Here is a 23,758-nt window from a genome sequence, read left to right as displayed (position 1 = left end):
TTCGCCCCTGCCTACCGCATCTCGGTCGGAGCGTGGACGCCGAGAACGGCTAAGCCCGATGCCAGAACCGAGACGACGCCCTGGACCATAGCCAGCCGCGCCCTCGTGATTTCTGCATCATTAGTTATAATGAAGCGTAAATAGGGCAAATCCCGCCCTTTCGTCCATAACGCGTGAAATTCACTGGCTAAATCATACAGATAAAAAGCGATTCGGTGCGGTTCATGTGCGAGGGCCGCCGCCTCGACCATCCGGGGATAGAGCGCCAACCGCTTCAAAAGGTCAAGTTCGGCCGGATCCGTCAGCCGCTCCACCGGGGAATCCCCCAAATAGGCCGTCCGGGCCGCGTCATCCTCGGGGAGGTCCGGGACCACCTCGCGGGCATTCTTGAAAATTGAGTGGCCGCGGGCGTGCCCGTATTGGACGTAGAAGACAGGATTATCCTTCGATTGCTCGAGCACTTTGGCGAGGTCGAAATCGAGCACGGCGTCGTTCTTGCGGAACAACATCATGAACCGCACCGCGTCGGAACCGACCTCGTCGACCACTTCGCGCAGCGTGACGAAATCGCCGGAGCGTTTCGACATCCGCACGGGCTCGCCGGCACGCAGCAGGCGAACGAGTTGCACCACCTTGACGTCGAGCGCCGCCTTGCCGCCGCTGACGCCCTTCACCGCCGCCTGCATGCGCTTGATGTAGCCGCCATGGTCGGCGCCGAACACGTCGATCATGTCGAGGAAGCCGCGATCGACCTTGTTCTTGTGATAGGCGATGTCGGAAGCGAAGTAGGTGTAAGAGCCATCCGACTTGATCAGCGGACGATCGACGTCGTCGCCGTAGGCGGTGGCACGGAACAGCGTCTGGATCCGGTCCTCGTAGTCTTCGACCGGCTTGCCCTTCGGCGGCGGCAGGCGGCCCTCGTAGATGTCGCCCTTCGAGCGCAGGAAATCGATGGTCTCGGTAACCTTGTTGTTGCCGGTCTCGATCAGCGACCGCTCCGAGAAGAACACCTCGTGCTTGATATTGAGCGCGGCGAGATCGCCCTTGATCATGTCCATCATCATGGCGATCGCCTTGGCGCGTACGATCGGCAGCCAGGCGGCTTCAGCCATCGCCTTCAGCTTGTCGCCGTGCTCGGCGGCAAGCGCCTGCCCGACCGGCACGAGATAGTCGCCGGGGTAAAGCCCTTCCGGGATCTCGCCGATGACTTCGCCGAGCGCTTCCAGATAGCGCAGGTAGGCCGAGCGCGCGAGCACGTCGACCTGCGCGCCGGCATCATTGATGTAATATTCGCGCGTGACGTCATAGCCGGCAAAATCCAGCAGGCCGCACAGCGCGTCGCCGAACACCGCGCCGCGGCAATGGCCGACATGCATCGGCCCGGTCGGGTTGGCGGAGACATACTCGACATTGACCTTTTCACCGCGGCCGATCGCGCTCTTGCCGTAGGACACGCCTTCGCGCAGCACGGTGCGCAATTCGTCGGCCCAGACTTGCGGCTTCAAGGTGAGATTGATGAAGCCTGGCCCGGCGACATCGACGGCGGCAACCAGGTCATCGGCGCGCAATTTTTCCGCGATCTTGTCAGCGAGTTCGCGCGGCTTTGCCTTGGCGTCCTTGGCCAGCACCATCGCCGCGTTGGTCGCCATGTCGCCATGGCTCGCATCGCGCGGCGGTTCGACCACGACGCGGGAGAAATCGACGCCGGCGGGCCATTGGCCCTCGGCTGCGAGCGCGGCGCAGACCGCCTGCACGCGCGCCAGCGCGTCGGCGAACAGATGTTGTGTGGCTGGCTTATCGGACATGGCCGCCGCCTAACGCAAATCCGGGGTCGAGTCAAAAAGCCGCTGGTGCTCCATCAGGGCGTAACGGTCGGTCATCCCGGCGATGAAATTGCCAATCCGGCGCGCCCGCTCGCCGTCCGTGACGCGCTCGGTACCCTCCACCCATTCGGCCGGCAGGTCTCCCGGCGAATTCTGGTAGCGCGCGAACAAATCGAACAGGATGCCTTCCGCCTCGCCCATCACCCGCATCACCCGATTGTGGCGGTACATGTGCTGCTTCAGGAACGCCTTGATGGCAGCCTCCTCTTCCGCAACGTCAGGCGGAAAAGCGATCAGCGGCTGGTGATGGTGGCGGACGTCGTGGGCCGATTGCGGCTTCGCTTCTGCCAAGCGCCTGCCCGCCTCCGACATGACCGCCACGATCATGTAGGAGATCAGCTCACGTACCAGTTCCGCGCCGCGCCTGGCGTCGTCGAGGTTGGGATAGTGCCGGTCGATTTCGGCGATGATTGCCTCAGTCAGCGGCATCACCTTGAGGTCGTCGACGGCAAACAGGCCGGCACGCAGGCCGTCGTCGATGTCGTGGGCATCATAGGCGATGTCGTCGGCAAACGCTGCGGCCTGCGCCTCAAGCGAGGCGTAGCTCCACAGCTCGAGATCGAATTTTTGATTGAAATCGGAGATGCCGATGGGGATGCCGCCGTCGCGGTAAGGCCCGGCCGGGGCCCCATCCCGCTTGGTCAGCGGGCCGTTGTGCTTGACGATGCCCTCCAGCGACTCCCAGGTCAGGTTCAGCCCGTCGAACTCGGGATAGCGATGCTCCAGCGAGGTCACGACCCGCAGCGCCTGCGCGTTGTGGTCGAAGCCGCCGTGATCCCTGAGGCATTTGTCGAGCGCCCGCTCGCCGGCATGGCCGAACGGGGGATGGCCGAGGTCATGGGCCAGCGCCAGCGTTTCGGTGAGATCCTCGTCTAGCCCAAGCTGGCGGGCCAGCGCACGGGCGATCTGCGCCACTTCCAGCGAATGGGTCAGCCGGGTGCGATAATGGTCGCCCTCGTGGAACACGAAAACTTGTGTCTTGTGCTTCAGCCGCCGGAACGCGGTGGAATGGATCACCCGGTCGCAATCGCGCCGGAACGGGCTGCGGGTCCGGCTCGGCGGCTCCGCAAACAGCCGCCCGCGGCTCCGGTCAGGGTCGCAGCCATAAAGCGCGCGGGGGGCAGCCATTCCGACCGACACGGTTTTTTAGTCCTTATCCATTTGATTCCGCGAGATTGCGCACTTAACTATGTCTGACGCACCATACCAAATGAATTGGGTATGACGCGGCCGGAGACCATGCAATGACCACTGCCATCACCGTCAGCGAGCGGGCTGCCCGCCGCATCGGCGAAATCCTTAAGAGCGAAGGCGACGGCGCCATGCTGCGCATTTCCGTCGAGGGCGGCGGCTGCTCCGGCTTCCAGTATAAATTCGACGTCGACCGCGCCAAGGCGGAGGACGACCTCGTGATCGCGCGCGAGGGCGCAGTGGTGCTGGTCGACCCAGCCTCGGTGCCGTTCCTCGCCGGCTCCGAAGTCGATTTCGTCGACGACCTGATCGGCGCGTCCTTCCGCGTGGTCAACCCAAATGCGACCGCGTCGTGCGGCTGCGGGACCAGTTTTTCGATCTGAGTTTCGGGGCGAATTCCTTTGCCCAATCGTAGTCGTCATACCCCGCGCATGCGGGGTATCCAGTACGCTGCGGCCTACCGGTTCAATCACTACTGCCTCTGGCCTACTGGATCGTTCGCCGGAGCCTGTCATCGGGCGCGCATTCGCGCGACCCGTTGGCGGACGATGACGGGAGCGCCCTACGCCTCGCGCGCGTAGCGCGGCAGATCGGCTTTCAGCATTTCCAGAACGTCGTCCCTGACCGGATCGCGCGTGCCGCGGGTCCAGGCGGCGGCAAGCGGCAGCTTGTTCATGTCGGAGGCGGCAAGGCGGATGAAGCGGACACCGCGCGTCGCCATGCGCGAGGTCCAGCGCGGGACGATGGCGAGGCCAAGGCCGGTGGAGACCAGGTTGACGATGGTCTGCTTCTCGTCGGCGATCTGGGCGACGCGCGCCTCTAACCCCGCCTCGGCGAACAGTTTCATCGTGAGGTCGTGGCTGTGCGGACGCGAGCGGCGTTCGGGCACAATCAACGGCTCGTTTTCGAGATCGGCGATGGTCACGCGCCTGCGCTGTGACAGCGGATGCCGGTCGGCGACCGCAACGACGGCGGTCTCGTGCAGCAGGAAGGCAAACTCCAGCCGCTTGTCGGGCCGCTCCGGCGGGCGCACCAAGGCGAGATCGAGCCGGCCGGACAACAGGCGCGGCAGCAGGCGGACCGTCTTGTCCTCGACCAGTTGCACGCTGACGTCGGGCCGGCGCTGCCGGAAATCATGAAGCAGTCTTGGCAACAGCCCCGCGGCGGCGCTGTCGATGGCGCCGACGCGAATGATTGCCGCGCGCTTGCGGCCGCGCGTACGGAACTTGCCGGCAAGCGCATCGGCCTGCGTCAACAGCGCCCGCGCCTCCTTGAGCAGCACGGCGCCATCGTCGGTCAGCGCGACGCTTCGCGTCGTGCGCGTCATCAACCGCGTGCCGAGGTCCTCCTCAAGCAGTCGGATGAATCGGCCGAGCGCCGACGGCAGCATGTCGAGCCGCTGCGCCGCCCGGCCAAAATGCAGTTCTTCGGCGGCAGCCACGAAGCAACGCAAGTGATGAAGGTCCATCGCTCCTCCTCGCCAGGATTATATCAATTTTTTGTATAAACGCGAGGCAATTGCCTGCCCTTTGCCGAAGCCGCAAGCTGCAGTCCACGAAGCTACGGAGATTTCGATGCGTGAATATTCAATCGCGGCCATCCCTGCCGACGGGATTGGCCCGGAAGTCATCGCCGCCGGCGTCACCGCGCTCGAAAGCCTCGCGAGGCGGCTTGGCGATGTGAAATTCAACGTCGAAACCTTCGATTGGGGCTCGGCCTATTACCGCAAGCACGGCGTGATGATGCCGGCCGACGGCCTCGCCACGCTGAAGAAATTCGACGCGATCTATTTCGGCGCGGTCGGCGCGCCCGACGTGCCCGATCACGTCACGCTGTGGGGCCTGCGCCTGCCGATCTGCCAGGGGTTTGACCAATACGCCAACGTGCGCCCGACCCGGATCCTGCTCGGCATCACCTCGCCGCTCCGCCATGCCGAGGTGGGCGACCTCGACTGGGTGATCGTGCGTGAAAACTCCGAAGGCGAATATGCCGGCTGCGGCGGACGGGTGCATCGCGGCCTGCCGGAAGAAGTCGGCACGGAAGTCGCTGTCTTCACCCGCGTCGGCGTCCAGCGCATCATGCGCTACGCATTCAAGCTGGCGCAATCACGGCCGCGCAAGCTGCTCACGGTGGTGACAAAATCGAATGCGCAGCGGCATGGCATGGTGATGTGGGACGAGATCGCCGAGCAGGTCTCGAAAGAGTTTCCCGACGTCACGTGGGACAAGATGCTGGTCGATGCGATGACGGTGCGGATGACGCTGAAGCCGCAGAGCCTCGATACCATCGTCGCCACCAACCTTCACGCCGATATCCTGTCCGATCTCGCCGGTGCGCTCGCCGGCAGCCTCGGTGTGGCGCCGACGGCGAACATCGATCCGGAGCGACGCTTTCCCTCGATGTTCGAACCGATCCACGGCTCGGCCTTCGACATTACCGGCAAGGGCATCGCCAACCCGGTCGCGAGTTTCTGGACGGCATCGCAGATGCTCGATCATCTCGGCGAGGCTGAAGCCTCGGCGCGGCTGATGCGTGCCGTGGAGAAGGTCACCGGCGCCGGCATCACGACGCCCGACGTCGGCGGCACAGCGACGACTAAGGATGTCACCGCGGCCGTTGTGGAGGCGATCCATAGCTCCAACGTGTGAGGCCCGCACGGCGAACCGGTCGTGCGGCAAGAGGCCTGCGTTAAAGGCCAAACAAAACAAATTCTCCGGGAGGCACGTATGAGGAAGACAGCCATCATCGCTGCAGCGATCGCGATGCTCAGTTCGACCGCTTTGGCGCAGAACTATCCCAGCAGACCTATTACGTTGCTGGTCCCGTTCGCCGCCGGCGGCGCCACCGACACGGTCGCGCGGGTGACGGCGCAGTCGATGTCAAAACTGCTGGGTCAGACCATCGTCATCGAGAACGCCACGGGCGCCGGCGGCACCATCGCGGCCACGCGCGCCTCACGCGCGGAGGCGGACGGCTACACCCTCCTGATCCACCATATCGGCATCTCCACCGCCGCCACGCTGTATCGCAAGCTGCCTTACGACACCAAGACGGCATTCGCGCCGATCGGGCTCGTGACCAACGCGCCGATGACGATCATCGGGCGCCCCGATCTGCCGCCGAACACGCTCGCCGAACTCGTCACCTACATCAAGGCCAACGGCGACAAGATGACGTTCGGCAATGCCGGCCTTGGCGCCGCGTCGCACCTATGCGGCATGCTGTTCATGACGGCGGTCGGCAAGCAGGTCCTGACGGTGCCCTACAAGGGCAATGCGCCCGTGATGAATGATCTGATTGCCAAGCAGATCGACCTCTCCTGCGACCAGACCACAAACACCACGAGCCCGATCGCATCGAAGCTGGTCAAGGCCTACGCCATCACGACGAAGACACGGCTCGCGTCCATGCCCGATCTGCCGGCCGCCGACGAAGCGGGCCTGAAGGGCTTTGAAGTCGGCGCCTGGCACGGCATCTACGCGCCGAAGGGTACGCCCGACGAGATCGTTCAAAAACTGTCCAAGACGCTGCAGGAGGCGTTGCGCGATCCGGATTTGGTGAAGCGCTTCAACGACATCAACACGGAACCTGTCCCGCAGAACGAAGCGACGCCCGAAGCCTTGAAGAAGCAGTTGATCAGCGAGGTCGACCGCTGGGCGCCGATCATCAAGGCGGCGGGGCAATTCGCGGATTGAGCGCTAGCCGCCACGACGTCGGTTGTCCGAGGGGGGCCGGACTCAACTTGGCGCTTGCCTTGACACCGCTGCTTCTTGACCCCTCGAAGAGACGAGCCGCTGGCCATCAATCATCAACGAAAGACGTTAGCCGATTTCAAGCGCGTTACTGAGCAGACCGGCATTCTGACCAAGGAGCCGCATCATCCGCCACGGGAGTATTGATGTCCCTGCGCATCATCCATATTCCGCGACGCCAAGCGGCTGGCGTTGACGCCTGAGCGTTTTGCCGCCATATACAGAGCATGAATAAGCTTCCATCAGCCGCACTGACCACCACGGCGACCGCTTACGGCGGATCGCCTGCTGGTTGCGCGCGCTAGAGACAAGCGTACTTCACCAGAAAAGGCCCCGCCGGCGACGGACGGGGCCTTTTCCGGTTTTGATGGTCCCCGTCCGCGCTTCCTCCCATCACAAGGAACGTAGCCATGGACGATCTCGACCACAGAAATCTCGGCGTGAAGCTCAAACTCTGGCACCTTCAGGAAGATGCGCCGGGCATGGTGTTCTGGCATCCGCGCGGATACGCGGTCTACCGGGTGCTGGAGGACTACCTCCGGCGCAAGATGCGCCGAGCCGGCTATGCCGAGGTCCAGACGCCACAGTTGCTGCCAAAGGAGTTCTGGGGCCGCAGCGGCCACTGGGACAAGTTCGGCGAGAACATGTTCCGGGTCGACGACGGCGAGCAGGCGATGGCGCTGAAACCGATGTCGTGCCCGTGCCACGTGCAGATCTTCAACAAGGGGCTGCGCTCGTGGCGGGAGCTTCCGATCCGCTATGCCGAGTTCGGCGCTTGCCACCGCAATGAGCCTTCCGGTTCGCTCCACGGCATCATGCGAACGCGCGCCTTCGAGCAAGACGACGCGCATGTGTTCTGTCGCGAACAGGACGTGGAGGCCGAAGTCGCACGCTTCATCACCCTGTTGGACGAGGTCTACCGAGACCTCGGCTTTCCCGACTACGAGGTGGCGCTGGCGACGCGGCCGGCGGTGCGCGCCGGCGACGACGCAACCTGGGACTGGTTGGAGGAGAAGCTCGGCGATGCCGCGCGGCGCTGCGGCCTCGCGCCTCAAATCAACCCCGGCGAAGGTGCGTTCTACGGACCGAAGCTGGAATTCGCGCTGCGCGATCGGCTGGGACGCTCCTGGCAGTGCGGCACAGTACAGCTCGATGGCGTGCTGCCGCAGCGGCTCGAGGCGTCCTACATCGCCCCCGACGGCAGCCGCGCGAGGCCCCTGATGATCCACCACGCCATCTTCGGATCGCTCGGCCGCATGATCGCGATCCTGCTCGAGCACCATGGCGGCGCGCTTCCATTCTGGCTGTCACCGGACCAGGTCGCGGTCGCGCCGATCTCGAAAGACCAGGCCGGATACGGCGCGCACGTTCTGGCGGCGTTCGAGGATGCCGGGATCCGGGCCGTTGCCTATGACGGCGCCGATACCCTTTCGCGGCGCATCGTGGCGGCGCATGAAATAGCGGTGCCGGTGATGGCTGTCGTCGGCGGTCGCGAGATGAGGGACGGCCGGGTGAGCTTGCGCGAGCGCGACGGCTCACAGGCCGACGTTCCGCTGGCCGAGGCGGTGTCCCGCCTGCAGGCGAGGGACCGGCCGGGCGCTCCTGTGGCTGAAGCCTAGTAGTCCGCGGACGCAAGGATGCACCAGTGGCTTGAAAGAGTTCGCACTTCAGCGCGAACTGACTTAAAAGCGGACAATTTTGAAATGATCAGCTTTCGACCCAGGCCGACTTCTGCGGACGGTATGCGCCACTCGGGGCCTTCTGAAACGACGTGATTGCTGCCGTTTTTAAACGCGATCCCTGGTCTGCATGATTGCTTACAAGGAACTTTCGATGATGTGCGGCGTCATAACTGGCGCGGCCAAGGCTTGGCATGGGAGGTGCCATGTCGAAGTTCGGCGTTACAGTAATCGCTGTCGTATTGGTGACCGCGCTGTCGAGTGCCGCCACTGCGAAAGGGCGCGGACATTTTGGTCTCGGCCCACTCGGCAGCGTGAAATCCGCGTTCGCCCGCTTGCTTGCGCCAGGGCTGCTTCACAGTCGCCCCACGCATCACCGCCGGGTGCACGTCCGTCGGACCAAAAGCGCTCCTTTAAAAAGCGCTCCCGCTGCTTTACAAAACATCCCGTCTGCGAACCAGCCCTCCGGCGAGGAGGGGTTGGTTGTTGGCAGGCTATTCACCGACCCTGCGGCACGCAGGCAGATCGCCGCGACTGCCGCACTTGCTCACTGGCATGGTGACCGCAACACCACAGACGGGTGGTGGTCGCATGGCCATGGCGGATATGGCTGGGTTGGGCCGCTGTTCTGGCCGTTCGCCTACAATGATATTTATGGTTATGCCATCTTCGGCGATGGCATGGGCTTCTGGGACTACGGCTACCCCGACATCCATGCCGGAATTTTTGGGCCTTACGGCAGTGACGAACTAGCGGCTTATATGGCACCGGACTCTTCCGGCCAAAGAGAACGAAGGATCCCGCCGCTACAGCAGCTCTGCGGTGATGCCGGCCGCGAAAGTACCGGTCTCGCCATTGATCAGATTCAGCGGGCGATTCAGCCGACCGAGGCACAACGGGCCGCGCTGGACCATCTTGCCGACGCGTCGAACTCGGCCGCTCAGATCATTCAGGCGTCTTGTCCGACGCAGCCCGCATCAACGGCGCCGGCTCGATTGGCCCTGATGCAGCAGCGCACTGCGGCTATTCTCACTGCAGTAATATCCCTGCAGCCGCAGCTCGAGGACCTCTATGATCTGCTGAATGACGAGCAGAAAACACGGCTCAACGCACTCGCTGATGATCAGCTCAAGACGGCGTCCGCGAACGGGACCATGAAGGCGCCGGCCCAGGGCTGCGAAGCGTCCCTGCCAGCCGCGTTGCAATGGCCGGCTGGCGAGATCGAGGCCAGGCTGCACCCGAACGATGCCCAACGCGACGCGCTTGAACGGCTGCAGCGTGCCAGCGCCAGAGCTGTCGAGATGCTGAGCTATGAATGTCAGCCGAATGATGCGATCACGCCACCCGCTCGCCTCGCCGCGGTTGATGGTCGGCTCGGTACCATGCAACAAGCCATCAATCTGGTGAGCGACGCGCTGGAAGACTTCTATACTACACTGAGTGATGAGCAGAAGTTTCAATTCGAGCTGATCGGACCAAAACGAGCGCCGTGATCGCCATGTGCTCCGACCGGCGCGTTGGCTTTTGCGCCGCTCTTGGGGAACAGGCGGGCACCGAACGCACCTAACCGAAGGTCCGGTTTATGAGTGCACGGGGCTAGTGGCCAGGACCGAACAGCGCCCGCGCATTGCCATGGGCAATCTGCGCCGCGACCTTTGGCGGTAGCTGCGCGAGCCAGGCACGGTACTCCGCGATGATTTCGCCGTAGCTTTCCCAGCGCTGGTTGATCCAGGTGTCGGAGCCGAGCAGGAATCGATCGGGGTAGCGCTCGAACAGGGTGCGCCATTCGTCCGTCAGTTTTCCGCCGCCGCCAACGATGCCGCCGCGATAGGACAACTCGCCCCACAGTTTCGGATGTTTTGTGAGCATCTCGGCAACGCGGTCGGTCGACAGACCAAAGCCGGTATGGGCCCAGATGATGCGGGCGCGCGGATTGTGGCGCATCAGGATTTCGACGGCCACGTCATCGGCATGGGCGTGCAGATAGAGGTCGTGCTCGACCGCGAAATCGACGGTCTTCTTCACCCACTCGGTATCGGCCGCCTTGCCCGAGATGTGGAATTCGCCGATGCCGCGGTAATAGCCGCGTTTGAACTCGTCCTGCACGAGGTCGAAGATGAAGGGGTCGCCGAACCAGGTCTGAATGTCGGCGCGCACCCGATAGGGCCGGATGAACGGCACAATCCAAAGGCCCTGCGGCTTGGCATCCATGAGCGCATGCGTGCCGGTGTTCGGACGGCTGGTCGCGAGGATGCCGGTGATGCGGTGTTTTTTGAACAGCGCCAGCACCTCTTCGACGCCGAAATGAGGCTTTGGCTCCCAATTGTAGTGCAGGTGGGCGTCGAAGATTTCGATCGGCTCGTCGGCGTTGGCGCGATCGATCGTGCCTGCGGTCCATGCGAGCGCGATCAGCAAGGCGATAAATCGCGACGCCCGTCCGAACATCGTCATTCGGCGGCGACCACGTGCGGCCGCTCGCCCTCGCCCGCTTCCTGCAGTTGCGGTTCGAGCCTGCGCCGCAGCCGGCGGTCGATGCGATCGAGATAGATGTAGATCACGGGCGTGATGTACAGCGTCAGCAGTTGCGACAGGCAGAGACCGCCGACCACGGCGACGCCGAGCGGCTGGCGTAGTTCGGCGCCGGCGCCGGCGCCGAGCGCGATCGGCAGCGTGCCGAAGATCGCGGCGAACGTCGTCATCATAATCGGACGGAACCGCAAGAGCGCCGCTTCCCGGATCGCGTGCTCGGCGCTTAAGCCCACGCGGCGACGCTCCAGCGCGAAGTCGACCATCATGATGGCGTTCTTCTTGACGATGCCGACCAGCATCACGATGCCGATCATCGCAATCACGGACATTTCCATCCCGAACATCATCAGGGTCAGGATCGCGCCGATACCGGCCGACGGCAGGCCGGAGATGATGGTGATCGGGTGGATGAAGCTCTCGTAGAGAATGCCGAGGATGACGAAGGCGGCGAACACGGCGGCGAGGATCAGGACGCCCTGCCCGCGCAGCGAATCCTGGAACACCTGCGCGGTGCCGGAGAATCCAGTGGCGATCGTCGCCGGCAGATTCGAAGCCTGCTCCAGCTTGGTGATCTCGTCGACCGCGTAGCCCAGCGAATAGCCCGGCGCGAGGTTGAAGGAGATCGTCACCGCCGGCTGCTGCGCCTGGTGGTTGATCTGCAGCGGACCGACGGTCGGAACCAGTTTTGCCACCGCCGAAAGCGGGATGGTCTGGTTGTTCTGGGTCTTCATGTAGAGCTTGGAGAGATCGGACGGATCGACCCGGAACTGCGGCTGCACCTCCAGAATAATCTGGTAGTCGTTCGACGGCATGTAGATGGTGCCGACCTGGCGTGAGCCGTAGGCGTTGTAGAGCTGGTTGCGCACCTGATCGACGGTGACGCCGTAGACGGCGGCCTTTTCGCGGTCGATATCGACCGTCATCTGCGGATTCTTGATGTACAGGTCGGTGGTGACGTCGAGCAGGCCCGGCAGCTTCTCGATCTTCTCGCGCATTTCCGGCGCCAGCCGGTACAGCGAGTCGGTGTCGCCGCTCTGCATCACGTATTGATACTGGCTCTTCGAAATCCGCCCGCCGATGTTGAGATTCTGGATCGGCTGGAAGAACGCCTGCATGCCCGGAACCTGCCGCGCCTTGCCGCGCAGCCGCCCGATGATTGTGTTGAGGTTGTCGCGCTCCTTTTTTGGCTTCAGGGCGATGAACAGGCGTCCATAATTCGCCGTCGGATTGGGACCGCCGGAGCCGACCGTGGAGTTGATGTAGTCTATCGCCGGATCAGATCTGAGCACGTCGACCAGCGCCTGCTGCCGCTCCTTCATCGCCTCGAAGGAAGTATCGGTGGCGGCTTCGGTCACGCCGATCAGGAAGCCGGTGTCCTCCTGCGGAAAGAATCCCTTCGGCACGATCATGTAGAGGTAGACGGTGCCGCCAAGCGTCGCCAGCGTCACCATCAGCATCAGGAATTTGCGGGCCAACACCCAGTCGAGCGTCCATTCGTAGGCGCGCAGCCAGGAATCGAACATCCTCTCGAAGATGCGGAGCACGATGTTCGGCCGCTTGGTCGCGTCATGCGCCCGCAGCACGCGCGCGCACAGCATCGGCGTCAGCGTCAGCGACACGAATCCGGACACCAGGATGGCGACCGATACCGTCACCGCAAATTCGCGGAACACGCGGCCGACGATGCCACCCATCAGGAGCACCGGGATGAACACCGCGATCAAGGAAAACGTGATCGAAATGATGGTGAAGCCGATCTCGCGGGCGCCCTTCAGCGCCGCCTCGAACGGCCGCATGCCATGCTCGATGTGGCGGACGATGTTTTCCAGCATGACGATGGCGTCGTCGACCACGAAGCCGACCGACAGCGTCATCGCGAGCAGCGTCATGTTGTTGATGGAATAGTCGAGCGCGTACATCACCGCGCAGGTGCCGAACAGCGAAATCGGTACCGCCAGCGCCGGAATGAAGGTCGCGGACGCCGAGCGCAGGAACAGGAAGATCACCAGGATCACCAGCCCGATCGCGATCAAAAGCGTTTCCTCGACGTCGGCCACCGCCTGGCGGATCGAGACCGAGCGGTCCATCAGGACGTTGATCGAGACCGATGGCGGGATCTGCGCCCGCAGCACCGGCAGTTTGGCCAGGATGGAATCGACCACCGCCACGGTGTTGGCGTCCGGCTGCTTCTGGATGCCGAGCACGATGGAACGGTCGCCGTTCAGCCAGCTCGCGATCCGCTCGTTCTCGACGCTGTCGTAGATCCGCGCCACCTCGTCGAGCTTGACCGGGGAGCCGTTCCGCCAGGCCACCACGATCTGGCGATAGTCCATCGCCTTGTCCATCTGGCCCGAGGCCTGCAGGGCTACGTCCTGCTTCGGTCCGTTCAGCGTGCCGACCGGGGTCGAGGAATTGGCGGCCGAAACCGCACTCCTGATATCCTCGAGCGACAGCCCGCGCGCCGCGGCGGCCTCCGGATCGGCCTGGACGCGGATGGCGAATTTCTGCGCGCCGTAGACGCTGACCTGGGCGACGCCCGGAATCTGCGACAGGGTCTGGCCGATGGTGATCTCGCCATATTCGTTGACGGCGGACAGCGGCAGCGTGGACGAGCCGAGCACCACGAACAGCACCGGGAAATCGGCCGGATTCACTTTGCGGAAACTCGGCGGGATGATCATCTCACGCGGCAACCGGCGCTGCGCGATCGTCAGCGCGGTCTGCACGTCCAGTGCAGCGGCATCGATGTTGCGGTTGAGATCGAACTGGATGGTGATGGTGCTGGTGCCCTGCGACGAGTTCGACGACATCGATGAGATGCCGGCGATCGTCGAGAGCTGGCGCTCGATGACGCCCGCAACCGAGGACGCCATGGTATCCGCGCTCGCGCCCGGCAGGGTTGCGGTCACGGCGATGGTCGGGAAATCGACCCGCGGCAGCGCCGAGACCGGCAACAGCCGAAAGCCGAAGATTCCGAACGCGATGATCGACGCCGTGATCAGCGTCGTCATGACCGGCCGGCGGATGCAGAGTTCGGACAGGGTCATGGCTACGCCCCGGCCTTTTTAGCCCGCGGCTCGACCCGCGTTCCGTCAGACAGTAGCAATTGCCCGTCGACCACCACGCTTTCGTCGCCGGCGAGCCCCTCCGAAATCACCGAGATGCCCTGCGAGGTGCGGTCGACCGTGACCGGTTGGACCTTGGCGACCCCGTCCTTGACCACGAAGACGAAATTGCCGCTCTGGCTGCGCTGCACCGCGACCGTCGGCACTACGATTGCGTCTTCGTTGCGGATGACGAGCTTGGTGGCGACCAGTGTGCCCGGCCACAACGTCTCATTCTCGTTGGCCATGATGCCGCGCACGGTGACCATGCCGGTGGTCGCGTCCACGGTGTTTTCGACCATTGCGACCTTGCCGGTCTCCGAACGCTTATGGCCCGGGATCATCGCGGTGACGGTGGAGATCCCCTTCGCCATCGACTCCCGCAAATCGACCAGCACGCGCTGCGGTACCGCGAATGTCACATAGACCGGCGCCATCTGGTTGATGACCGCAAGCGGGGTGGTATCGGCGGGGCGCACGAAATTGCCGACCTTCACGTTGGCCGCGCTGATCCGGCCCGAGAAAGGCGCGCGGATCATGGTGTAGCTTTTCTGGACCTTCAGGTTGTCCAGCGCAGCCTGGTTGGCCTTGATGGTACCGGTCAGGATATCGGACTGTGTCCTGGCGTTATCGACATTGACCTGCGTGGTCGCGCCCTTGGCGACCAGATCGTTGAAGCGGCGGAGGTCACGCTGCGCGCCCTCGAGCTGCGCGTGGTCCCTGGCGAGCACGCCCTCGGCCTGTTCGATCTGGGCGTCGATCTGGCGGCTATCGAGCGTGAACAGCAAGTCGCCCTGGTTGACCTTGGCGCCGTCCTCGAAATGCACCGCGACGATGGTGGTTTCCAGCCGCGATTTCAGCGCCACGCTGGAGATCGGCGTCACCGTCCCATTGGCGTCGACATCGACCGGGACGGATTTGCGCTCCGCCTTCGCCATTTCGACCGAAACCGTCCGCGGCCGCTGCGGGGCTTGAGCGTTGCTGCTGCCGCCCATCCATGAGGAGCGGGTAATGAAGCCGGCCGCGGTAGCAATGGCGATGGCGCCGGTAACAAGTATCAAGGTACGCTTTTTCATAATTTTCACGCTCGCCGGTCCCACAACGGACGGGACGGTTTACTCCTGCCCCTTGACGGCGATGTCTGCGCCTTATTCTTAAACGGTTATCACAGCACGGCTGCACATGGTATGCCACTGCAGCAGAAATTGTGTAGTTACGATCCGGAAAGAATTCATGCGTGTTGCAACCTGGAACGTCAATTCGATCCGGCAGCGGCTCGAGCCTCTCTTGACGTGGCTGAAAGACTGCTCGCCGGACGTCGTCTGTCTGCAGGAAACCAAGTGCGTTGACGATGCGTTCCCACGGCTGGAGATCGAGTCGCTCGGCTATAACGTCGTCACCCATGGACAGAAGACCTTCAACGGTGTCGCCCTGCTGTCGAAACTGCCGTTCGACGAGACCAAATCGGGCCTGGCCGGCGACGACGAGGACGCCCATGCCAGATTCCTCGAAGGCGTGGTGACGCTGAAGACCGGCGTGATGCGGATTGCCTGCCTCTATTTGCCCAACGGAAACCCGCCGGACACGGACAAATATCCCTATAAACTCAAATGGATGTCGCGGCTTCTTGAGTACTCGAAAGAGCGGCTCAAGGCAGAAGAGCCGCTGGTGCTCGCAGGCGACTTCAACGTCATTCCGGCTGCCGCCGACGTCTATAACCCCGCCGCTTGGGGTAACGACGCGCTGTTCCGCCCGCAAACCCGCGAGGCTTTCCAGTCCCTGCTCGGCCTCGGCTTGACCGATGCGCTGCGCGCGGTGACCGACGAGCCGGGCCTCTACACCTTCTGGGACTACCAGGCGGGCGCCTGGCAGAAGAACTGGGGCCTTCGAATCGACCACCTCCTGCTGTCGCCGCAGGCCAGCGACCGCCTGACCGATGTCGGCGTCGACAGCTACGTCCGCGCCTGGGAGAAACCGTCCGACCACGTGCCGGTCTGGGCGGATTTCGATCTGGAGAAGGCCTGAGCGGGACAGGCGCAGAATCGGTCGGGTGGGCAAAGCGCAGCGTGCCCACCATTCCCAAGATTGCTGCGTGAAGAGATGGTGGGCACGGCGCTTACGCGCCTTTGCCCATCCTACCGGCAGCGCGGCGTCAGTCGCGCTTGCCCTGCACCCAGTGCTCGAGCATTTGCAAGGCCGTGGCGCGGTCGTCGTCGGAGGCCTTGGCGAACGCGCGGTTGTAGCTTTCGCGGATCCAGGTCTCATCGGGCGCTGCGTTGTCACGCGCCAGCGTCAGCCACATCAATCCGCGGGCGGCCTGCCGCGGCAGCCGGTCGCCGTTGAACAGCATCTGGCCGAGCATGGCCTGCGCCTGATGCTGGCCCTTCTGGGCAGCCAGACCAAGCCAGCGCGCCCCATAGCGGAAATCGTCCCGCGAGGCGTCCGGGGTCTTCAGATAAAGCCGCGCCAGATCGTATTGCGCGTCGGCATTGCCGAAATAGGACGCGGCATAGGAGAACATCTCCCGGGCACGATCGGTATCCGCCTTGATCTTGGAATTCGGGATGCCGTTGAGATAGTAGCGCCCCAGCGCCACGAAGGCGTTAGCCACGATCGCGGCCTGCGGCGCCGACGGGCTATCCTCAGCATGCTGGTTGGCGATACGGCTGAAATATTCAAACGCGCGCAGGTCATCCTGAACCACGCCATCGCCGTCGGCATACATCCGGCCGAGTTTCCACTGCGCGACGGGATGGCCCCCCTCGGCAGCGTATTGCAGCGAAGTCAGCGAAGGCGCATTAACCGCAGTCGCCGTGGCGGTAGCCGCCGCGGGCGCAGCCTTCTTCAGCGCCTGCGCCGTGACGGCTTGCGCGGCCGCGGGCTGGTTCATCACGGGGAGCGCCGCATCCGGCTTCACCGGTGAGCCATCAAATGCGAATCCGGGAGCGGCCACCGGCGCGGCCCCCAGCATCAACGCAAGAATGATACGCCTAGATGTCCGCATAACACTGTTTCTCGTGCGCACCGCCAGGATGGGTCACAGCCCCATCCACCGCCGGCCCAACCTGTTGGGCATATTTCCACAGCGCACCCGACGTGTGGTTAGTCTGTCGAGGCAGCCATTTGGTTTTACGTTCGGCGAGTTCGGCGTCGGTCAATTTTACGTTAAGAGTCCCGGCCTCGGCGTCGATCTCGATAATGTCACCATTTTGCAACAGGGCGATCGGGCCGCCCACGGCCGCCTCCGGCCCGACATGGCCGATACAGAAGCCGCGGGTGGCGCCGGAGAACCGGCCGTCGGTGATCAGGGCGACCTTGCCGCCCATCCCCTGCCCGGTCAGCGCCGCCGTCGTCGAGAGCATCTCCCGCATGCCGGGACCGCCGCGCGGCCCCTCGTAGCGGATCACGATGACCTCGCCTTCCTTGTAGGTCTTTTTCTGGACTGACTCGAAGGCGTCTTCCTCGCGGTCGAAGCAGCGCGCAGGGCCAGTAAATTTCAGCTTCGACATTCCCGCGACCTTCACGATCGCACCTTCCGGCGCGAGATTACCCTTCAATCCGACAACCCCTCCCGTAACCGTGATCGGGCTGTCGGCGGACCGCACCACATCCTGGTGCGGATTCCATTTCACGCTCTTGAGATTTTCGGCGATCGTACGGCCCGTGACGGTAATGCAATCTCCGTGCAGGTGGCCATTGTCGAGCAGCGTCTTCATCAGAAGCGGAATGCCGCCAACCTCGAACATGTCTTTGGCAACATAACGGCCCCCTGGCTTCAAATCCGCGACATAAGGAGTCTTTTTGAAGATTTCGGCGACGTCGAATAAGTCAAATTTTATCCCGCACTCATGCGCAATCGCCGGCAGGTGCAGCGCAGCATTGGTCGACCCGCCGGAGGCGGCAACGACGGCGGCGGCGTTTTCCAGTGAGCGACGGGTGACGATGTCGCGCGGGCGGATGTTGGCCGCGATCAGCTCAAGAATCTTCTCGCCGGCGGCGGCGCAAAACGCGTCGCGAATCTCGTAAGGTGCCGGCGCGCCAGCCGAATAGGGCAACGCCAGGCCAATCGCCTCTGACACGGTCGCCATGGTGTTGGCGGTGAATTGCGCGCCGCACGCCCCGGCCGAGGGGCAAGCCACCCGCTCGATTTCGTCGAGATCGGCATCCGACATATCACCGACCGAGTGTCGGCCTACGGCCTCGAACATGTCCTGCACCGTGACCTGCTGGCCGCGGAAATTGCCCGGCAGAATCGAGCCGCCGTAGATGAAGATCGAGGGCACGTTGAGCCGGACCATCGCCATCATCATGCCCGGCAGCGACTTGTCGCAGCCGGCGAGCCCGACGAGGGCGTCATAGGCGTGGCCACGGACGGTCAACTCGACCGAGTCGGCGATGCATTCCCTGGACGGCAGGGACGAGCGCATGCCGTCGTGGCCCATGGCGATGCCATCGGTCACGGTGATGGTGCAGAATTCGCGCGGGGTGCCGCCGGCAGCCGCAACGCCTTTCTTGACCGCCTGCGCCTGGCGCATCAGCGAGATATTGCAAGGCGCGGCTTCATTCCAGCAGGACGCGACGCCGACGAAAGGCTGGTGGATCTGCTGGGTGGTCAGCCCCATCGCGTAGAGATAGGACCGATGAGGGGCGCGCTCCGGCCCTTCCGTCACGTGACGGCTCGGCAACCTCTTCTTGATGTCGGTCTTGGCGTCCATCCGCGGAACCTGTTTCCTCAGCCATCTCCTGTCGGTCTCGGGAGCAATCTCCCGTCGCCTTCCCTGGCGCTGAGGCTAATCAGCTTAAGAAAGAAATGGTTTCATGGAGGGGTGTGGCTAAAAAGCGGCGCAAGCAAGAGGCAGGCGGGGCGGTTAACCAAATGTTCCCCTGTTGTTGCGGTCACGCAACAATCGTGGCTCGGCGGCAACCATTATTTGGGGTTTGTCTAAGCCGGCACCCGCGGCCCCTCCGGGCGTCGATTTCGGGAGCCCGCCCCTCGCGCCGGCCACAACCTCAGGACGATCGCCTCATCACTCGGCCAAACTGAATTTGGCAAGCATCGGCGAGAATCGGGTCGTGCGTTCGTCAACATCGGTGCCCATCGCCTTCTGTCTCCGCTGGGTTGCTGCAGCGCTGCGCTACAACCCAGCGAACGGCCGGCATATTCAAAGGTGTGCCGTGTGATTGCGACACAACATGCGGCGGAATTAGCACCTCTGAATGGTGCGTAGCACCTGCCTCGATTGACATGCCGCGCTGTTTCGGAGGTAAGTACGGAGTGCATTCGGAGATGCGACGCGGCTCGCGACATGGATCGAGCGGCGAGCGTGAGAGAGGGAGGCGGGTCAGTTGTCGGTGCAACAACGCCTATACTCTTGGTTGCGTTACTCCTGGTTGTGTTCGTCGGCCATCCTTGGCGGCGTCTGTCTCGTGCCAGCGGCGACGTCGTTGCCGGCCATGGCGCAAACCACCGACTGGACCGGCGCCGCATCCAGCAATTGGTAAGCAACTGGACGAACGGCGTTCCGGTCGGGGGAACGGCAGCCGTCGACGCGACCGCACCCAATGCTCCAGTGGTGAATGCACCCGGCGCTGCCACGAACGTCGTTGCGGTTGGCATCAACGCCGTAGGCGCGCTCACCATAACGGGAGGCGGTACGCTGAGCAGCGACGACGGCTATGTCGGCTACGCCATCTTGGGGTCTCATGGCACGGTGACGGTGACCGGTCCCGGATCCAACTGGAGCAATTCCCAGGTCCTTCACGTCGGCTACTTCGGCACAGGGACGCTCACCATCGAGGGCGGTGGGACGGTGAGCAGCGTGGACGGCTATGTCGCCGCGATTCCCAGCTCCGAGGGCACGGTGACAGTGACCGGCGCCGGCTCCACCTGGACCAACAGCGGAGATCTCTTCGCCGGGCGTGGCGGCAGGGGCACGCTCACCATCGCGGATGGCGCAACGGTGAGCAGCGTGGACGGCTATGTCGGCAACGACGATAGCGCCCGCGGAACCGTGACGGTGACCGGCGCAGGATCCACCTGGACCAATTCCGGAAATCTCTTCGTCGGCCGTGCCGGCACAGGCACGCTTGCCATCGCGAATGGCGCAACGGTGAGCAATACGGACGGCTATCTCGGCCACAGCGCTTTTTCTTCTGGCACGATGACGGTGACCGGCAACGGCTCCACCTGGATCAATTCCGGAAATCTCTTCGTCGGCCGTGCCGGCACAGGCACGCTCACCATCGCGGACGGCGCAACAGTGAGCAGCGTGAACAGCTATGTCGGCGCCCTCGGTAGCGCCCGCGGAACCATAACGGTGACCGGCGCGGGATCCACCTGGACCAATTCCGGAAATCTCTTCGTCGGGGATGCCGGCACAGGCACGCTTGCCATCGCGAATGGCGCAACGGTGAGCAATACGGACGGCTATCTCGGCCGCAGCGCTGTGTCTCTTGGCACGGCGACGGTGACCGGCGCCGGCTCCGCCTGGACCAACAACGGAAATCTCGTCATCGGCGATGCCGGCACAGGCATGCTGACGATCGCGGACGGCGGCCGGGTGAGCGGCGCAATCGGCATCGTCGGCAACGACACCGGCTCCCACGGCACGGGGACGGTGACCGGCAACGGCTCCGCCTGGACCAACAGCGGAAGCCTCTTCGTCGGTAACGCCGGTACGGGCGCGCTCACCATCGTGGACGGCGGCCGGGTGAGCAACACGCTCGGTTTCGTCGGTTTGGGCGCCGGTTCGCAGGGGTCCATGACGGTGACAGGCGCCGGCTCGGCCTGGAGCAACAGTTCCTCCCTCACGATCGGTGGCGGCGGCACGGGCGTACTTGCCATCGAGAATGGCGGAGCCGTGAGTAACACCTCCGCAATTGTCGGATCGGCTAACGGCTCACAAGGCAGCGTGACGGTGACGGGCGTTGGCTCCACCTGGACCAATTCCTCACAGCTCTCGATCGGCTATTCCGGCGTCGGGGTGCTCGCTGTCGCAAGCGGGGGGACGGTCAGCAGCACATATGGGATCCTCGGCGAGTTTGGCGGCGCGCAGGGCTCGGCCACGGTCGCGGGCGCCGGCTCTGCCTGGGCCAATTCCCAGGACCTTTACGTCGGCAACGCCGGTACGGGTTCGCTTGCGGTCTCGAATGGCGGCACGGTGAGCAATGCGAACGGCCACGTCGGTCACGACGCCGGCTCGCAAGGCACGGTGACAGTGACGGGTCCGGGCTCGACCTGGAACACCAATGCCTCCCTCACAATTGGCGTCAGCGGCACTGGCGTGCTCGCCATCGACAACGGTGGATCCGTGAGCAGCGCGTCCGCCATCATCGGGTCGGCCATCGGCTCGCAAGGAACCGTGGCGGTGACAGGCGCCGGCTCGACATGGACCAATTCCGGAGACCTCCATCTCGGATTCGACGGCACCGGAACGCTCACCGTCGCGGAGGGTGCGACGGTGCGCGCCGGCACCGTGCATGTGGCGAGCCAAGCCGGCTCGCGTGGCACGCTGAACATCGGCGCGGCGGCAGGCAGTCCGGCGGCGGCCGCCGGCACGCTCGACGCGGCAAGCGTCGCGTTCGGCGCTGGCATTGGCACGATCAACTTCAATCATACGTACGCCAACTACGTGTTCGGGTCGACGGTGACCGGCAACGGCAGCGTCAATGTGCTGTCCGGCGCCACCATCCTGACGGCTGCCAACAGCTACACGGGTCCCACGACCGTCAACGGCGCCACGCTCATCGTGAACGGCTCGATCGCCTCGTCACTGCTGACGGTGGATGGCGGCGGTCTTGTCGGAGGCACTGGTTTTCTTGGCGCAACGACCATCGGTGCGGGCACACTCTCGCCCGGCAACTCGATCGGCACCATCACGGTGCAGGGCAATCTGGTGCTGTCGGCGGCCTCGACCTACATGGTCGAGATCGCGCCGACGAGTGCCGATCGCACCGATGTCACGGGCGCGGCGCAGCTCGCCGGTGCCTTGCGAGTGGTCGCAGCGCCCGGGAGCTACGCGCCGGGCACCACCTACACGATTCTCTCGGCGACTGGCGGCATCGCCGGCACGTTCGACAGCGTGACTTCCAATCTCACGTCGACCGCCTTCATGGCGCCGACCGTGTCCTACAATGCCGACCACGTATTCTTCACCCTCGCACGCACGGCGAGCTTCGCGAGCGTAGGCTGGACGCGCAACCAGATTGCCACCGGCACCGGCGTCGATTCGCTGGGCTTCGGCAATCCCATCTTCAATACGGTGCTCTACGGCACGGCCGTGCAGGCGCGGCAGGCGTTCGATGCACTCTCGGGCGAGTTGCATGCGAGTACGGCGGGCGTGCTCGTCGACGAATCGCGCGATCTGCGCGACGCGGTGCTCGGCCGCCTGCGCCAGGCGTCCTTCGACAACGCGGCAGGCGGGACGGCGTCGCGTGCCACCCGCCCGGCGGCCCTTCCGGGGACCGTGCCGGAGACGGAGACGCACTCGTCCCGCCTGACCTTCTGGGCGCAGGGACTCGGCGCGCGTGGTCGCATCGACGGCGACGGCAATGCGGCAACGGTCGGTCGCCGCCACGCTGGCGCCGTCGCGGGGCTCGACGGCGCTGTTGATGACTGGCGCTTCGGTTTCGCGGCGGGCTATTCGGACTCCGCGGTCGGCGTGGACGCGCGCGCGAGCTCGGCCTCGGTGGACAGCGGCCACGCGGCGTTCTACGGCGCGGGCAGTGCCGGCGCCTGGAGCGTGCGCGCCGGCTTGGCCTATTCGTACCACCAGATCGACACCACCCGCACCATCGCGTTTCCGGGCTTTGTCGATCGCGCGTCGGCCAACTATTATGGCGGCACCACCCAGGTGTTTGGCGAGATCGGGTACGGTTTCGGGCTCGGCCCGGTGGCGCTCGAGCCGTTCGCAGGGGCTGCCTGGGTGCAGGCGAGGACAAGCGGTTTCACTGAGAGGGGCGGCGTCGCGGCGCTCACGGGCGCGCGCGACCGCGAAGAGGCGGGCTTCGCGACGCTTGGCGCACGGCTCGCCACCACCGTCGCGGTCGGGGGAATGACGCTGGCGCCGCGCCTCTCCGCCGCCTGGCAGCACGTGCTCGGCGACGTGACGCCGGTCACCACCCTCTCCTTTGCGAGCGGAGGGACTGCCTTCGAGATCGCGGGCGCGCCGCTCGCGCGCGACAGCGCGCTCCTTGAAGCCGGCGCTGACCTGTATCTCAATGCGCAAACCACGCTCGGCATTCTCTACCAGGGCCAGGTCGCACGCAACGCCGAAGACCACGCCGTCCGAGGCCGCCTCGCCGTGAGATTTTGACACGTTCGGTCAGTCCAGAGCAGTGCAGCGGATTCCTGCGCCCGTTCGAAGTCTGCCAGGATCGAGCCTAGGCGTTGCGCCACCGTGCAGGGGGCACATCGTCGCGATCAGGGATCGCGTCATTTTTGTGCGGCCGGCACTTTTTGCGCCAGTTTTCGTCACGCGATGATGCGGCCCGCGATATGCGCGCGGCGGCGCTTGTCGTTCATAAGCACGAAAAAACAACGCGGTACGCAATTTGTCGCAGACGTTTTGATCGCCGGCTGGAATGAGGCGCTGGCCCAAGGATCGGCGCACGAACGCCTT

General features: G+C 64.2%; 15 protein-coding genes. 7 read left to right on the top strand and 8 right to left on the bottom strand.

All coding sequences use genetic code 11. The features are described 5' to 3' along the window. Positions 1 to 11 precede the first annotated feature (11 nt). Together argS and LMTR3_RS23035 are read right to left on the bottom strand one after the other, a co-directional pair. Complete coding sequence (argS, locus tag LMTR3_RS23040) at positions 12 to 1,805, bottom strand: arginine--tRNA ligase (RefSeq protein ID WP_065747258.1); 1,794 nt, start codon at positions 1,803 to 1,805, stop codon at positions 12 to 14. 9 nt (positions 1,806 to 1,814) lie between these two features. Continuing rightward, positions 1,815 to 3,023, bottom strand: coding sequence for a deoxyguanosinetriphosphate triphosphohydrolase (locus LMTR3_RS23035; protein ID WP_141686762.1), 1,209 nt, complete (start codon positions 3,021 to 3,023; stop codon positions 1,815 to 1,817). 104 nt (positions 3,024 to 3,127) lie between these two features. Between LMTR3_RS23035 and erpA the strand changes: the two genes are divergently transcribed. After that, complete coding sequence (erpA, locus tag LMTR3_RS23030; protein WP_065732815.1) at positions 3,128 to 3,457, top strand: iron-sulfur cluster insertion protein ErpA; 330 nt, start codon at positions 3,128 to 3,130, stop codon at positions 3,455 to 3,457. Positions 3,458 to 3,636: 179 nt separating this feature from the next. Here the strand turns inward: erpA and LMTR3_RS23025 are convergent, their stop codons facing one another. Continuing rightward, positions 3,637 to 4,542 (bottom strand): LysR family transcriptional regulator, encoded by a 906-nt coding sequence (locus tag LMTR3_RS23025; RefSeq protein WP_065747256.1) that lies wholly within the window; start codon positions 4,540 to 4,542, stop codon positions 3,637 to 3,639. Between the two features lie 106 nt (positions 4,543 to 4,648). Here LMTR3_RS23025 and LMTR3_RS23020 point away from each other — a divergent pair, with 106 nt between their 5' ends. From LMTR3_RS23020 to LMTR3_RS23005, 4 genes are all read left to right on the top strand, one after another. Then, positions 4,649 to 5,722 (top strand): tartrate dehydrogenase, encoded by a 1,074-nt coding sequence (locus LMTR3_RS23020; RefSeq protein ID WP_065747255.1) that lies wholly within the window; start codon positions 4,649 to 4,651, stop codon positions 5,720 to 5,722. A gap of 78 nt (positions 5,723 to 5,800) precedes the next feature. Beyond that, on the top strand, positions 5,801 to 6,769 hold the full coding sequence (locus LMTR3_RS23015) for a tripartite tricarboxylate transporter substrate binding protein BugD (protein ID WP_065747254.1): 969 nt from the start codon (positions 5,801 to 5,803) through the stop codon (positions 6,767 to 6,769). A gap of 467 nt (positions 6,770 to 7,236) precedes the next feature. Then, a complete protein-coding gene (thrS, locus tag LMTR3_RS23010) occupies positions 7,237 to 8,445 on the top strand; it encodes a threonine--tRNA ligase (protein WP_065747253.1) in 1,209 nt (402 codons plus the stop codon). Positions 8,446 to 8,711: 266 nt separating this feature from the next. Next, positions 8,712 to 9,998 (top strand): Spy/CpxP family protein refolding chaperone, encoded by a 1,287-nt coding sequence (locus LMTR3_RS23005; protein ID WP_065747252.1) that lies wholly within the window; start codon positions 8,712 to 8,714, stop codon positions 9,996 to 9,998. A gap of 103 nt (positions 9,999 to 10,101) precedes the next feature. Here the strand turns inward: LMTR3_RS23005 and LMTR3_RS23000 are convergent, their stop codons facing one another. The 3 genes from LMTR3_RS23000 to LMTR3_RS22990 are packed head-to-tail and all read right to left on the bottom strand — an operon-like array spanning position 10,102 to position 15,214. Beyond that, complete coding sequence (locus LMTR3_RS23000; RefSeq protein WP_065747251.1) at positions 10,102 to 10,956, bottom strand: amidohydrolase family protein; 855 nt, start codon at positions 10,954 to 10,956, stop codon at positions 10,102 to 10,104. Next, positions 10,953 to 14,081 (bottom strand): efflux RND transporter permease subunit, encoded by a 3,129-nt coding sequence (locus LMTR3_RS22995; RefSeq protein WP_065747250.1) that lies wholly within the window; start codon positions 14,079 to 14,081, stop codon positions 10,953 to 10,955. Before LMTR3_RS22995 ends, LMTR3_RS23000 begins: the two co-directional genes overlap by 4 nt. 2 nt (positions 14,082 to 14,083) lie before the next feature. After that, positions 14,084 to 15,214, bottom strand: coding sequence for an efflux RND transporter periplasmic adaptor subunit (locus tag LMTR3_RS22990; RefSeq protein WP_065747249.1), 1,131 nt, complete (start codon positions 15,212 to 15,214; stop codon positions 14,084 to 14,086). Positions 15,215 to 15,371: 157 nt separating this feature from the next. Here LMTR3_RS22990 and xth point away from each other — a divergent pair, with 157 nt between their 5' ends. Then, complete coding sequence (gene xth, locus LMTR3_RS22985; protein ID WP_065747248.1) at positions 15,372 to 16,163, top strand: exodeoxyribonuclease III; 792 nt, start codon at positions 15,372 to 15,374, stop codon at positions 16,161 to 16,163. 127 nt (positions 16,164 to 16,290) lie between these two features. On the opposite strand, the gene LMTR3_RS22980 is transcribed toward xth, so the two are convergent. After that, positions 16,291 to 17,142, bottom strand: coding sequence for a tetratricopeptide repeat protein (locus tag LMTR3_RS22980; RefSeq protein ID WP_065729217.1), 852 nt, complete (start codon positions 17,140 to 17,142; stop codon positions 16,291 to 16,293). Continuing rightward, the gene (ilvD, locus tag LMTR3_RS22975) at positions 17,129 to 18,853 is read right to left on the bottom strand and encodes a dihydroxy-acid dehydratase (RefSeq protein WP_065747247.1); all 1,725 of its coding nucleotides are present in this window, start codon (positions 18,851 to 18,853) and stop codon (positions 17,129 to 17,131) included. The genes LMTR3_RS22980 and ilvD overlap by 14 nt, the downstream gene beginning before the upstream one ends. A gap of 657 nt (positions 18,854 to 19,510) precedes the next feature. Here ilvD and LMTR3_RS22970 point away from each other — a divergent pair. After that, positions 19,511 to 23,452 (top strand): autotransporter domain-containing protein, encoded by a 3,942-nt coding sequence (locus tag LMTR3_RS22970; protein ID WP_176721970.1) that lies wholly within the window; start codon positions 19,511 to 19,513, stop codon positions 23,450 to 23,452. The last annotated feature ends 306 nt before the right edge of the window (positions 23,453 to 23,758 follow it).

The organism is Bradyrhizobium sp. LMTR 3 (assembly GCF_001693485.1).
In the GTDB taxonomy this organism is placed as follows: domain Bacteria; phylum Pseudomonadota; class Alphaproteobacteria; order Rhizobiales; family Xanthobacteraceae; genus Bradyrhizobium.
Note: the sequence above shows the minus strand (reverse complement) of the source record. Positions and strands in the feature narration are given on the sequence as shown.